The sequence below is a fragment of the Streptomyces hebeiensis genome (genome assembly GCF_052983195.1).
In genome coordinates, this window is sequence record NZ_CM129812.1 from 3,598,130 (window position 1) to 3,611,412 (window position 13,283).

The following is a 13,283-nucleotide window of genomic DNA, read 5'->3' on the forward strand; positions in this document are numbered from 1 at the left end:
GCCAACCTTTCGCTGGTCGGGCCTACTTGACCTGGTGACCATTGACCTGATCAGCGGGACCGTACCAGCCCCGCCGGCCGCGCGGGGCCCGTCCTCGGTCACTCGTTCGCGCCGGGCCCCGCATCGGCGCGCGGCGTCGCCGCCGGTGACTCCGCCGACCCCTCCACCGAGGTCTCGGCCGGCGCCTGCGCCGGTACCGCCGCCGGTACCTCCGCCAGGACTTCGCCGAGCACCCTCGCCGCCCGTTCCGCGTCGGCGAACCCGGTGTACAGCGGGGTGAAGCCGAACCGCAGCACATCCGGTCTGCGCAGGTCACCGACCACGCCACGGGCGATGAGCGCCGCCATCACGGCAGGCGCCTCCGCGCAGCGCAGAGCGACCTGGCTGCCGCGTTCCGCGTGCGCGGCCGGGGTCAGCGACCGCACCCGCCCCGGCGGCGCGTACTCCGCCACGCACTCCAGGAAGAAGTCCGTGAGCGCCAGGCTCTTCCCCCGTACGTCCTCGATCCGCACGCCCTCCCAGACGTCGAGCGCCGCGTCCAGCGCCAGCGTCGAGAGGATGTCGGGGGTGCCGACCCGGCCCCGTACCGCGCCCTCGGCCGCCGCGAAGTCGGGGGACATCGCGAAGGGGTCGGCATGGGAGTTCCAGCCGGGCAGCGGCGAGTCGAAGCGGGACTGGTGGCGTTCGGCGACGTAGAGGAAGGCGGGGGCCCCGGGCCCGCCGTTCAGGTACTTGTACGTGCAGCCCACCGCGAGGTCCACACCGTGCGCGTCCAGGCCGACGGGGAGCGCCCCCGCGCTGTGGCACAGGTCCCAGACGACGAGCGCGCCGGCGTCGTGCGCGGCGGCGGTGATGCCCGGCAGGTCGTGGAGGCGCCCGGTGCGGAAGTCGACGTGGTTGACGAGCACGACGGCCGTCCGGGGCCCGAGCGAGCCGAGCAGGCTGCCCGGGCCGGTGGCGGCCGCCGGGTCGACCGGAACGATCCGGTGGCCGGTCAGCCGGGCCGCGGAGCGCGCGATGTACCCGTCCGTGGGGAACGTCGTGGCGTCGACAAGGATCTCGTCCCGCACCGGAACCGCCGTGCCATCCGCCGGGTCCGCCGCGGCCGCCGGAACCGCCGTGCCATCCGCCGGAACCGCCGCGTCGTCCGCCGGGGCCGACAGGCGTACCGCGCCCACCACGGCCTTGAACACGTTGACGCTCGTCGAGTCGCCGACCACGACGCTGCCCGGCGCCGCGCCGACGAGCGGGGCGATCCGGTCCCCGATCCGCTCCGGCGCGGTCCACCAGCCGCTCTCGGTCCAGGAACGAATGCCCAGCTCGCCCCACTGCCGGGTGATGACGTCCTGGAGGCGGGCGGGGACGTGGCGCGGCAGGGCGCCGAGGGAGTTGCCGTCGAGGTACGTGGTGGCCGGTCGGTCGAGGACGAAGAGGTCTCGGAGAGGGGCGAGCACGTCGGCGGCGTCGAGCGCGGCGGCGCGTGCGACGAGCTGAGCGGCGGCCCCCTTGGCGGAGGAAGCGGGAGAAGCGGAGGAAGCGGAGGAAGCGGAGGAAGCGAGAGGGGAATCAGACATGGCTGCGCGCCGTCCACAGCTCGGGGAACACGTTCTTCGCCGCCCGCTTCTCCAGCCAGGCCACCCCCGCGGAACCGCCGGTGCCGGTCTTGGAGCCCATCGCCCGCCGGGTCGCCACCAGATGGTCGTTCCGCCATCGCCAGACCAGTTCCCCGACGTCCGTCAGCGCCTCGCCGAGCCGGAGGAGCTCGGAGCACTGGGCGGGGTCGGCGTAGATGCCGGCCCAGATCCGCTCCACCTCCGGGGACGGCTCGTAGCGCTGGGACAGGTCCCGCTCCAGGACCGCCACCGGGACCGGCAGCCCGCGCCGCGCCAGCAGCCGCAGCACCTCGTCGTACAGGCTCGGCTGGTGGAGCGCCTTCTCAAGCTCGGCGTGCACGCGCGGCGCGCCCCGGTGCGGGACGAGCATCGACGCGGACTTCTCGCCCAGCAGGAACTCCAGTCGCCGGTACATCGCCGACTGGAATCCGGACCCCTCACCGAGCGCGGCCCGGTACGAGTTGAACTGTGCGGGCGTCAGCCGTCCGAGCGGCTTCCACGACGCGTTGAGCGCCTCCAGCTCGTGCACCGACCGGCCGAGCGCGTCGATCGCCTCCCGCGTCCGGTCCTCCCGGAGCGCGCGGGACGCCGTCTCCCACTCGTGGACGATCACCGTGAACCACAGCTCCATGACCTGGGTGGTGACCAGGAAGACCATCTCGCCGGGATCCTCGGAGAGCGGATGCTGCAAGTGGGTCAGGACGTCGGCCCGGACGTAGTCCTCGTACGGGGTGGTCCCGGCGAAATCGAGGTTCGGGGCGTCCGAACCGGCTCCGGGCACATGGACATCGGGGGTCTGCGACATTGCTGTCTCCTCGAATGCGCTGCCGGGTAGCGGTCCGCCCCTTCCGTTCGTCCGTGGAGCCCCGGTCCCCTGTGCGCATCATAATCCGGGGGCACGGACCGGGGTCAGTGCGCGGCAGCACATACGCCGGCGGCCCGCCCGCCGCGCGCACGCCGATGGCCCGCCCGGGGACGGGAGTCCGTCGGAGCCGGGCGAGCCATCAAGGGTTCTGCGGTACCTGAGCGGTACCGGGTACGTGACCGGTACGGGGTACGTGAGCGGTACGTCGCGCTGCTCGAGCGGTACGCGGGCGCTCGTGTTCAGCCGAGCGTGTCGGCCGCCAGCGGTGAGGAGTCCCGGAGGAACGTGGCGCAGCGCTCGTACTCCTCCTGCTCACCGATCGCCTGCGCGGCGCGGGCGAGCGCGTGCAGGGCACGCAGGAAACCGCGGTTCGGCTCGTGCTCCCACGGCACGGGCCCGTGCCCCTTCCACCCACTGCGCCGCAGGGCGTCGAGCCCACGGTGGTAACCGGTCCTGGCGTACGCGTACGACTCGATGACCCGCCCGTTCTCGAACGCGGCGTCCGCGAGCTGTGCCCAGGCCAGCGAGGAGGTCGGGTACTTCGCGGCGACGTCGGTGGGCGGCGTCCCGTTCGCGAGCAGCTCACGCGGCTCGGGGTCATCGGGCAGCCGGGTGGGGGGCGGTCCTCCGAGGAGGTTCTCATGGATGGCCATGCCTACAGTCTGCCTTGCCCCGCCCACCCGTGCCGCGACGCCGTCGGGTGCCTCCCGTCTCGCGTCACCGGTGGCCCTGGCCACCCGTCTCAGGTGTGCCCTGTTCCGCCGCCCCCGGCGCCCCTCGTCCGTCGTGGCGGTTCCAGTGGTGGGGCCGAGAGGCCGCAGCTGATCCGGCACTCGGGGTGAAGTGCCGCCTCCGGGCCTGCGCCCCGCGGCGGCTTCGGGGTACGTACGGTCGCGAAGGCGAGCAGCGCGCCCGCCACCAGGACTCCCGCCAGGATCGGCATCGCCCGGCGGAAGGTGTCGTCGAACTGCGCCGCCGAGCGGTACGCCTCCGGGCCCGAACCCGTCAGCAGCGGCAGCGCCGCCACCGCGATCAGGCCGGCCGCGCGGGCCGCCGCGTTGTTGATGCCGCTGGCCAGGCCCGCCCGCGCGGTGTCCACGGACGCGAGGACCGTCGCCGTCAGCGGCGCGACCAGGGCGACCATCCCCATGCCCATCACCACCAGCGCGGGCAGTACGTCCTTGAGGTAGTCGGCGTGCGGCCCCACGCGCAGCATCAGCAAGAGCCCCGCCGCGCACAGCAGCGGCCCCACCGTGAGCGGGAGGCGCGGCCCGGTCCTCTCCCCCAGCGCGCCGGACCGCGCGGAGAACAGCAGCATCAGCACTGTCGTCGGCAGCAGGGCCGCCCCCGCGCCCAGCGCCGAGTAGCCCGCGACGACCTGGAGCTGGAGCGCGGCGAGGAAGAAGAAGCCGCCGAACGCCGCGTACACGCACAGCGTCACCAGGTTCACCGCGGTGAACAGCCGGGAACGGAAGATCGACGGCGGCAGCATCGGATCGGACCGCCGTCGCTCGACCTGGACGAAGACCACCGCGAGCAGTACCCCGGCGATCCCGGTCCAGACCGTCCTGCCGATCAGGGCGTAGGTGATCAGGGCCAGCGACATCGCCCCGAGCGCCGCCCCCAGCACATCGAACCTGCCGCGTGCCACGGGGTCCCGGGACTCCGGTACGTGCCGGAGCGCCACGGGTGCGCAGATCGCGGCCAGCGGCACGTTCAGCAGGAACACCCAGCGCCAGCCGGGCCCGTCGACCAGCCAGCCGCCCAGGAACGGCCCGACCGCCGCGCCGACCCCGCCGAACCCCGACCACAGGCCGACCGCTCGCGCCCGGTCGTCGGGGTGGAAGCTCGCCTGGATGATCGCGAGCGAGCCCGGTACCAGCAACGCCCCGCCCACGCCCTGGAACGCCCGGGCCGCGATCAGCACGGTCGCGTTCGGCGCGATGCCGCACACCAGCGAGCCCAGCGCGAACCAGGCCACCCCCAGGACAAAGATCTTCCGCCGCCCGTACCTGTCCCCCAGCGATCCACCGAGCAGGATCAGCCCGGCCAGCGTGACCGTATAGGCGTTGACGGTCCACTGGAGCGCCGCGAGATCAGCGTTGAGCGCCCGCCCGATGTGCGGCAGGGCGACATTGACGACGGTGGAGTCCAGCAGCGCCATGCTGGAGCCGAGCACCGTGGTCAGGATGACCCAGCGCCCCCGTGCCGAGGACAGCCTGATGTCCATAGGGGGATCATCCTCGCCCCGCGACAGGAAGGCGACCGGGCGGACGGTCCCGAGCACGGCCCGGCGGAGGCGGAATGCCGTCGGGGCCCGCATGAAGCGGGCCCCGTGTGGCGCGCAACGAGTTGCGCGCCATGAACAACGTGCCGCGAGCTACGAGCCGCGAGCCGGCACGACTACGTGCCGACGGGACTACGTACCGGCGGGACTACTTGAGCTTCGTACCGGTCGAGCGCAGCGCCGCGCACGCCTCCGTGACGCGCTTGGCCATGCCTGCCTCGGCCAGCTTGCCCCAGGTCCGCGGGTCGTAGGTCTTCTTGTTGCCGACCTCGCCGTCAACCTTCAGCACACCGTCGTAGTTGCTGAACATGTGGCCTGCGACGGGGCGCGTGAAGGCGTACTGGGTGTCGGTGTCGAGGTTCATCTTCACGACGCCGTTGTCCAGCGCGGTCGCGATCTCCTCGGCCGTGGAGCCGGAACCGCCGTGGAACACGAAGTCGAACGGCTGGCTGCCCGCGGCCTTGCCGTACTTGGCGGCGATCCCCTCCTGGAGGTCCTTCAGCAGCTCGGGGCGGAGCACGACGTTGCCCGGCTTGTAGACACCGTGGACATTGCCGAAGGAAGCGGCCAGCAGGTAGCGGCCCTTCTCTCCCAGGCCCAGGGCCTCGGCGGTGCGCAGCGCGTCGTCGACCGTGGTGTACAGCTCGTCGTTGATCTCGTGGCTGACGCCGTCCTCCTCGCCACCGGTCGGGGTGATCTCGACCTCAAGGATGATCTTGGCGGCGGCGGCCTGCGCGAGCAGTTCCTCGGCGATGGTGAGGTTGTCGGCCAGGGTCTCGGCGGAGCCGTCCCACATGTGCGACTGGAAGAGCGGGTTACGGCCGGCCTTCACACGCTCGGCGGAGATGTCGAGCAGCGGCCGGACATAGCCGTCGAGCTTGTCCTTCGGACAGTGGTCGGTGTGCAGCGCCACATTGATGCCGTACTTCGCGGCCACGATATGCGCGAACTCGGCCAGGGCGACGGCACCGGTCACCATGTCCTTGTTGTACTGACCGCCCGCGAACTCGGCGCCACCGGTCGACATCTGGATGATGCCGTCGCTCTCGGCCTCCGCGAAGCCGCGCAGCGCAGCGTGCAGGGTCTGGGACGACGTCACATTGATGGCCGGGTAGGCGAACTTGCCTGCCTTCGCCCGGTCGAGCATCTCGGCGTAGACCTCGGGGGTTGCGATGGGCATCGGGCCGCTCCTTGTGATGTGCGGGTGTGAGGTACTTGTCCCAGACCTGGGGGCGACATCATCGTCGCCCCCATCTTTCCAGACGTGGTGAGGGGCTCCACCGGGAGTCTTGGCCGTTTCACGTGAAACAGTCAAGAGATCCCAAAAAGCGCAGGTGCGGGCCGGTCCGGCCGGACACGGCAGGCGTCCGGCCCCAATACGCGAGGTCACGCGCGCGGGCCGGCGACACACAGGCCAGGCCCAGCTCAAGCCAGGCCCGGCTCAGGCCAGGCCCAGCTCTTCCAGCCCGTAGACGTTGACATACGGAAGCCCCGCCTCGGCGATGGCCGGAGCCGCTCCGCGCTCCACGATCACCGCGACCGCCACGACCTCGCCGCCGGCCTCCCGTACCGCCTCGACAGCGGTCAGCGGGGAGCCCCCCGTGGTGGAGGTGTCCTCGACCACCAGGCAGCGGCGGCCCCGGACGTCCGTGCCCTCGATCCGGCGCTGCATACCGTGCGCCTTCTGTGCCTTGCGCACCACGAACGCGTCGAGCCGCTCCCCCCGGGCGGCGGAGGCATGCAGCATCGAGGTCGCCACCGGATCGGCGCCCAGCGTCAGCCCGCCCACGCAGTCGAAGTCCAGACCGGCCGTCGCATCGAGCATGACCTTCCCCACCAGCGGAGCGGCCTGGCCGTCCAGCGTGATCCGGCGCAGGTCGATGTACCAGTCGGCCTCGATCCCCGAGGAGAGGGTCACCTTGCCGTGCACCACGGCCTTGTCCTTGATCAGCTGCAGCAGCTCGGCCCGTACGTCGCTCATGGCCACGAGCTTATGCGGTCCGCCGACGGCCGGTCCGCGGAGCCGTCCCTCACAGCCGTCGCCAGGTCCAGTCCGTCGTGATCTCCAGCGGATCCACGGGCGTCACGAGGTGCGGCATGCTGTTGAGCCCGTTCGGCGGCCCTGACTGGGGCTCCACACAGACGGCCTCGTCCTGCTCGTCGTAGATCACGACCCACTCGGCGCGGCTCGCGACCTTGAGCTCCAGCCGTCCGGGCCAGGTCAGGGTCACGTCCACACCGTCGGGCATGCCGAAGCAGTCGTCCCAGGGGCCGGGCAACGGCGGGATCCGGCGGCCGGTGGGCAGGTGGTCGTCACCGCGCTCCTCCTGCCAGGCGGCGGTGAAGTCGACGGCCACGTCGCTGCCGTCGAGGCTGCGCAGGAACCAGGGGTGCCAGCCGGCCTGCGCCGGGAACGAGGTGTCGTACGTCTCCACCCCGAGCGCCAGCGACAGCGAGTCCCCGGTCAGCCGGAACGTCTGGGTGACCCGCCCGCTGTACGGCCACGGCTCGACCAGGTCGTAGGTGAACGCCGCCTCGCTCTCACCGACGCGGGCCGTGCGCCACGCGGTGTCACGGCCGGTGCCGTGGATCGCGTGCGGCGGGGAGTTGAGGGGCATCTGCTGGACCACCTCGCCGTTGCGGAAGCGGCCATGCTCGATCCGCCCGCACCACGGCACCATCGGGAAGCAGCCGTACCGCTCGCCCTGGCGCAGCAGTTCGGTGCCGCCGATGCGCAAGCTGCTGATACGGCAGCCGTTGTCGGGGCTGATGGTCAACTCGGCGTCACCGGCCGAGAGTCGGATGCTCTTCTCGCTGCTACTCACACTCCGACACTACTTGCGACGGCGCAGCGCGCGGCCGACCACCACGGCGGACGCCAGCGCCAGCGCGGCAGCGGGCGCGACCCAGCGCAGAGTGGCCCGGGTGGTGGCCGCGTCGGGCGCGGGCACCGGCGCGTAACGACCACGGGGCGGCGCGTGGTCGACCTCCTCCGCGCTCCGTCCGATCATGGTGCGCCGGGCGTGCGCGGCCTCGGCGGGAGGCGTGTCGGGCACCAGGAACTCGGCACCGTCGGCCTCGGCCCGCGAGTTGAGCAGGGCGTCAACGTCGTCGACATCGCCCGCGTCGTCCACATCATCCGCGTCGTCCACATCATCCACGTCGCTCACGTCACCGACCGCTTCCCTGGAGGACTCGCCCCCGGGGGACCGCTCGGCGGGCAACGGGTCGGCGGCGGCGTCCGCGGGCGGCGGCGGGGCGGGCCGGTTCGTCGCGGGCTCGGGCTCGGCCTCCTCGGCCAGCCGTACGGCGAACCGCCCCAGCAGCCGTCGCGCGGCAGCGGTCGTCGTCTCGTCGGAGAACTCCGTCAGCCGGCCCTCGATGCCGGAACTCCCCGTGAACGTGAGGGCCGTGCCGTCCGGGCGCTCGGTCAGCCGGAGCGAGAGCATGACCTTCACGGTCCCGCTGCCCCGAACCTCCGCGCCCTCTCCCTCGACGGTGAACACGCCGTCCCGCTCCACGAGCGTCAGCGCCCCGCGATAGGTGATCGTGTGCCCCCCGACCCGGAACCTGAGCCGCCCCACAAGGGGCCCCGCCCCTCCCTCCGCGTCCTGCTGGATCCCCGGCACGCAACGAGCGACTCGGGAGGGATCCCGCAGCGCCCGCCGGAGAGCCTCTGCCACCACCGGAACGAACACCTCATGCTCCATGGCTTCGAGCCTACTCATTCCCACTCCTCGGGGCCCTGGTCCTGCCACAGGTTTCTCTCCCAGCCCCTGGCCTCCTCCGCTCCCGCTCCGGGCTCCTTCCCCTCCGGCCCCGGCCCTTCGGGCCCCTCCCTTCCGATCCGGCTCCAGGCCCGGGCCCTTCCTTTCCTTTCCGGTCGCGCTCCGTGTCATCTGCCGCCCCCGCGTCTACCCGTACCTCGGACGCACCAGCGTCGAGGCCGTCAGCCCGGCCAGTCGCCTCCGCTCCATTTCCCGGGCCCCCGCCGCCAGCGACGACGGGCCCAGCGAGCGCAGCCGCGGGACATCGGCGGGCAGGGCCAGGGGCGGCGGGCGGGGGCCGAGACGCGCCAGGTCGAAGCCCCAGTCGCGCGCGGTGGCAGGGCCGCCCACCGCGCGGTACGGGCTCGTGCGGAAACCCGCCGCCCGCAGCGTCGTGTCCACCGTCCAGTACGTGCGCGGCTTCGCCGAGGGCGAGCCCGCGTGCACCGCCAGCCGACCGCCGGGGGCGAGCACGCGGGTGGCCAGGCCGTAGAACTCTTCCGAATACAGCTTCGTGCTGTCCGTGATCTCCGGGTTCGGCAGATCGGAGATCACCACATCGAATCCGCCCCGGCCGCCAGGACCGCCACCGGCACCAGGCCCGGCCCGCGCATCGCCCGCACCGCCCGCTCCGCTCGGCCCGGAAACCCGGCCCCGCCCGCCCCGCAGCCAGGTGAAAGCGTCCGCCGACACCGCCCGTACCCGCGGATCGCCGTACGCGTGCCCGTTCAGGGCGGACAGCGCCGGGTCCGTACGGGCCAGCCGTATGAGCTCGGCGTCCAGTTCGACGACCGTGACCTCCCGCACGTCCCCGTACCGCAGGACCTCGCGCGCGGCCAGCCCGTCGCCACCGCCCAGGATCAGCACCCGGGCGTGCGGTCCGCGCATGGCGGGGTGCACGAGCGCCTCGTGGTACCGGAACTCGTCGCGCCCGCTCACTCGCAGCCGCCCGTCCAGATAGAGGTCGAACGGCCCGCCCCGGCCACCGGCGAGGACGATCTCCTGCACATCCGTGCGGACCGCGACCCGCACCCCCTCCCCGTACACCGCGCGCCGCGCCGCCCGCTCGAAGTCCCCGACCAGGACCGTCGCGGTGGCCAGCAGCGCCAGGACGACGGCGTTGACGACGATCAGGAGCCGGCGCGACCGCCGCGTCAGGTCGCGGCCGAAGAGCCACAGGACCAGCGCGCCGCCCGCCACCGCGTTGACCGCGCCCGTCAACAGCGCGCTCGTGAGCTGCCCGAGCCAGGGCAGCAGCAGGAACGGGAAGGCCAGCCCCCCGACGAGCGCCCCCACGTAGTCCGCCGCGAACAGGTCCGCGACCGTCCCCTCCGCGTCCTGCCGGGAGACCCGCTGGATCAGCGTCATCAGCAGCGGGATCTCCGCGCCGATGAGGATGCCGACGCCCAGTGAGAACCCCACCAGCGCGTACCGCGTCTCGCCCAGCCAGGCGTAGGCCGCGTACAGCACGAGGGCCGAGCAGCCGCCCAGCAGCGCCAGCGACGCCTCCAGCAGCCCGAACCCGACCGCCGCCCGGCAGCGCAGCCTCTTGGCGAGCAGCGAGCCCACGCCCATCGCGAAGACCATCACGGAGAGGACGACGGACGCCTGGGTGACGGAGTCGCCCAGCAGGTACGAGGCGAGAGCCACCAGCTCCAGCTCGTACACCAGCCCGCACGCGGCGCAGATGAACACAACCGCGAGGATCAGGAAGCGGCCGGCGTCCGCGCGCAGAGGCGGCCGCCCCTCACCCCGGCCCCCGCGGGACCGGGTGCGGCCCGCTCGGAACCGGGCGCCCCGGGACCCGCGGAGGCCTCGGCAGGGCGGCGGCACGGACTGTTGCTCGATCATGTTGGTAACGCTACGTCACGACTTCCTCGCGGTTTGTCACCCACACGGGTGTAACTTCCCCATAAAGCCACGACACACCGCGACGCCTACAGCATCGCGGGCATCCGCGCGCCCACGCGCGTCCGCGTGACGACGAGCTTGTTCTCCTGCGGATACGCGTGCCACGTGCGCCACCGCACCTGCCCCTCGTCGCGCTGGGCGAGCATCGCCGTGAACGCGTTGGGCGCACCGGGGAAGGTCCCGGCCAGTCCGTTCGGATGGTCCGCGACCAGCGCGAGCAGCTCCTGCGCCCGCCCGGCGAACGATCCTCGCGAGAGTGTCTCGACCCGCGCCGCGAACTCGTACTCCCACTCCCCGAGCCGCTTGGACACCCCCAGCGGCAGCGGCGTGCTGCTCCCCGGCATGCAGGCGACGGTCTCGGAGCAGACGCCCCGCTCCTCTTGGAGAAGTACCTGGTGGGAGGCGCCGAGCAGTCTCAGCTGTAACTCGGCGCCGGCGAGGTCGAGATCGAGGACGGCCAGGGCGGGAAGCGGCTCCCTGCCCAACGCCCAGGCCAGGTCGGCGGCACGGGAGTCGATATAGGGGGTGTGGAGAGTGGTGAGCATGGGTCGGCTCCGCAGACACGCTTGACGGGTGGACCGGGGACGTCCCGGACGATGAGCTGGGAAAACGGAAGAAGCGAAAGGCAACGACAGAAGCGAGGGAATGAGGGGAAAGAGGGGAACGAAGGCGACGAGGGAAATCGGCTGGGGAGAACTTGTGGGGGAGACCGCCTGCTCGGTTCCGTACGAGGCCCGAGGGCTGGAAGCTCTCAACAGGGAGGGAATCATGAACTACGCGACGCTCACAGCGCTTTTACCCAAGTTGACGGGGTTTACATCCCCTAGGGGGCCGCACAGTTCAACTGTTCAGCAAAACCTGTCGAAGTAGACCAACAAACGATCAACATGACTGTGCCCGGCGGGAATCACTCTCCCGCCGGGCACCATTGGCCGCGGATCAGCCACCCCGTGTCAGCTGCCTCCGCCGCACCCCCCGCCACCACCGCACGACGAGCTACCGCTACTGCTGCCACCACCGCACGACGAGCCACCGCTACTGCTGCTGCCACCACCGCACGACGAGCTGCCGCCACTGCTGCTGCCACCACACGAGGAGAAGCCGCCGCACGAGGAGGAGCCACCGCTCCCGCCGCCGGCCCACCAACTCTCCTCGGAGGAACGGCGCTTCGCGCTCTTGCGCATGGACACCTTGGAAGCGCTCCGGCCCTTGGCCGTCCCCAGGCGCTTCTTGCTCCGCTGCTGCTGACTCCTCCGGCTCGCGACCAGCCCGACGACGGCAACCGCCACCAGAGCGACCACTACGACCTCTGCCATACCCCCACCGTCCTTCGTCCCCCGTACCGGCCCCGTCCGGGGCCCCGTGCCGGACCTGGTGCCGGGCTCTCGCGGCTCTCCGCGCCGGCCCCCGCACTCACCCGGCTTCCTGAGTGACTACCTTGTCCCCGTGCCGCCACGGCGCCAAAGCCGACTTGAGCAACTCCAGAGGTTCGGCCCAGGATGTCCGCCATGAGCGCACGCGAAACAGCCGCACGCGAAACAGCCGCCCCCGGGGCCGGCGCCCACAGGACCGCCGCACGGGGAACAGAAGCGGACGGAACCGGTCCACGCCCGAGCCCCGGCCCGGGTCCGCGCCCGCCGCTCAACCGCCGCCTGGCGGAGTTCGGCACGACGATCTTCGCGGAGATGTCCGCACTGGCCGTACGGACGGGGGCGATCAACCTCGGCCAGGGCTTCCCCGACACCGACGGCCCCGAGGAGGTCCGGGAGGCCGCCGTACGGGCGCTGCGCGACGGGCGCGGCAACCAGTACCCGCCCGGCCCCGGCATCCCCGAACTGCGCACCGCCGTCGCCGAGCACCAGCTCGCGCGCTACGCGCTCACGTACGACCCGGACACCGAGGTCCTGGTCACCGCCGGCGCCACCGAAGCCATCGCCGCCGCGCTGCTGGCGCTGGTCGAGCCGGGCGACGAGGTGATCGCGCTGGAGCCGTACTACGACTCCTACGCCGCCTGCGTCGCCATGGCGGGCGGCACCCGCGTGCCCGTCACCCTGCGCCCCCGCGACGGCGCCTACCACCTGGACCTGGACGAACTGCGCGACGCCGTCACCGACCGCACACGGCTGATCCTGCTCAACACCCCGCACAACCCCACGGGCACGGTCCTGACCCGCGCGGAGCTGGCCGCCGTGGCGGAGCTCGCGGTGGAACGCGATCTGCTGGTGGTCACCGACGAGGTGTACGAACACCTGGTCTACGACGGCGAGCACACGCCACTCGCGTCGTTCCCCGGGATGCGGGAGCGGACGGTGACGATCAGCAGCGCGGGCAAGACGTTCTCGTTCACCGGCTGGAAGGTCGGCTGGGTGACGGCGACTCCGGAACTGGTGACGGCGGTGCGCTCGGCCAAGCAGTTCCTCACCTACGTGTCGGCCGGGCCGTTCCAGTACGCGGTCGCGGAGGCGCTGCGCCTGCCGGACACGTATTTCGACGGCCTCCGCGCCGACCTGCGCCGCAAGCGCGACCTGCTGTCGGCGGGCCTGACGGCGGCCGGCTTCGAGGTCTACCGGCCGGCCGGCACGTACTTCGTCACCACCGACATCCGCCCGCTCGGGGAGAGCGACGGCTTCGCGTTCTGCCGTGCGCTGCCCGAGCGATGCGGCGTGGTGGCCGTACCGAACGCGGTCTTCTACGACCACCGCGACCAGGGCGCCCCCTTCGTACGCTTCGCCTTCTGCAAGAAGGACGACGTCCTCCACGAGGCGGCCGACCGGCTGCGACGCCTGGCGGCCTGAGACGAGGCCGGCGAACGCCCCCGTGACCGGGGCGGTACAGCGAGC

At 72.2% G+C, this 13,283-nt stretch carries 12 protein-coding genes; 1 reads left to right on the top strand and 11 read right to left on the bottom strand.

The window, feature by feature from the left end; genetic code table 11:
• Positions 1 to 98: 98 nt before the first annotated feature.
• From kynU to ACU6P3_RS15745, 11 genes are all read right to left on the bottom strand, one after another.
• Positions 99 to 1,574 carry a kynureninase gene (gene kynU / locus ACU6P3_RS15695; RefSeq protein ID WP_447197651.1) on the bottom strand — a complete coding sequence of 492 codons (1,476 nt, stop codon included), beginning with the start codon at positions 1,572 to 1,574 and terminating at the stop codon, positions 99 to 101.
• Complete coding sequence (locus ACU6P3_RS15700; protein ID WP_447197652.1) at positions 1,567 to 2,418, bottom strand: tryptophan 2,3-dioxygenase family protein; 852 nt, start codon at positions 2,416 to 2,418, stop codon at positions 1,567 to 1,569. The genes kynU and ACU6P3_RS15700 overlap by 8 nt, the downstream gene beginning before the upstream one ends.
• Positions 2,419 to 2,717: 299 nt before the next feature.
• Positions 2,718 to 3,131, bottom strand: a complete 414-nt coding sequence (locus tag ACU6P3_RS15705) for a DUF3151 domain-containing protein (protein WP_447197653.1) — start codon at positions 3,129 to 3,131, stop codon at positions 2,718 to 2,720.
• An 89-nt stretch (positions 3,132 to 3,220) separates the two neighbouring features.
• Positions 3,221 to 4,708 carry an MFS transporter gene (locus tag ACU6P3_RS15710; protein ID WP_447197654.1) on the bottom strand — a complete coding sequence of 496 codons (1,488 nt, stop codon included), beginning with the start codon at positions 4,706 to 4,708 and terminating at the stop codon, positions 3,221 to 3,223.
• Positions 4,709 to 4,913: 205 nt separating this feature from the next.
• Positions 4,914 to 5,945 (bottom strand): class II fructose-bisphosphate aldolase, encoded by a 1,032-nt coding sequence (fbaA, locus tag ACU6P3_RS15715; RefSeq protein WP_447197655.1) that lies wholly within the window; start codon positions 5,943 to 5,945, stop codon positions 4,914 to 4,916.
• Positions 5,946 to 6,206: 261 nt separating this feature from the next.
• A complete protein-coding gene (gene pyrE, locus ACU6P3_RS15720) occupies positions 6,207 to 6,746 on the bottom strand; it encodes an orotate phosphoribosyltransferase (protein ID WP_030751371.1) in 540 nt (179 codons plus the stop codon).
• 49 nt (positions 6,747 to 6,795) lie between these two features.
• Positions 6,796 to 7,590: an aldose epimerase family protein gene (locus ACU6P3_RS15725; RefSeq protein WP_447197656.1), complete on the bottom strand. Its 795-nt coding sequence runs from the start codon at positions 7,588 to 7,590 to the stop codon at positions 6,796 to 6,798.
• Positions 7,591 to 7,599: 9 nt separating this feature from the next.
• Entirely contained in the window at positions 7,600 to 8,475 is an 876-nt protein-coding gene (locus ACU6P3_RS15730; protein WP_447197903.1) for an SRPBCC family protein, read from the bottom strand.
• A gap of 204 nt (positions 8,476 to 8,679) precedes the next feature.
• Positions 8,680 to 10,383, bottom strand: a complete 1,704-nt coding sequence (locus ACU6P3_RS15735; RefSeq protein ID WP_447197657.1) for a polyamine aminopropyltransferase — start codon at positions 10,381 to 10,383, stop codon at positions 8,680 to 8,682.
• 86 nt (positions 10,384 to 10,469) lie between these two features.
• A complete protein-coding gene (locus ACU6P3_RS15740) occupies positions 10,470 to 10,988 on the bottom strand; it encodes a DUF2617 family protein (RefSeq protein WP_344269806.1) in 519 nt (172 codons plus the stop codon).
• Positions 10,989 to 11,396: 408 nt separating this feature from the next.
• Entirely contained in the window at positions 11,397 to 11,759 is a 363-nt protein-coding gene (locus ACU6P3_RS15745; RefSeq protein ID WP_447197658.1) for a hypothetical protein, read from the bottom strand.
• A 192-nt stretch (positions 11,760 to 11,951) separates the two neighbouring features.
• Between ACU6P3_RS15745 and ACU6P3_RS15750 the strand changes: the two genes are divergently transcribed.
• Positions 11,952 to 13,238, top strand: coding sequence for a pyridoxal phosphate-dependent aminotransferase (locus ACU6P3_RS15750; protein WP_447197659.1), 1,287 nt, complete (start codon positions 11,952 to 11,954; stop codon positions 13,236 to 13,238).
• Positions 13,239 to 13,283: the final 45 nt, after the last annotated feature.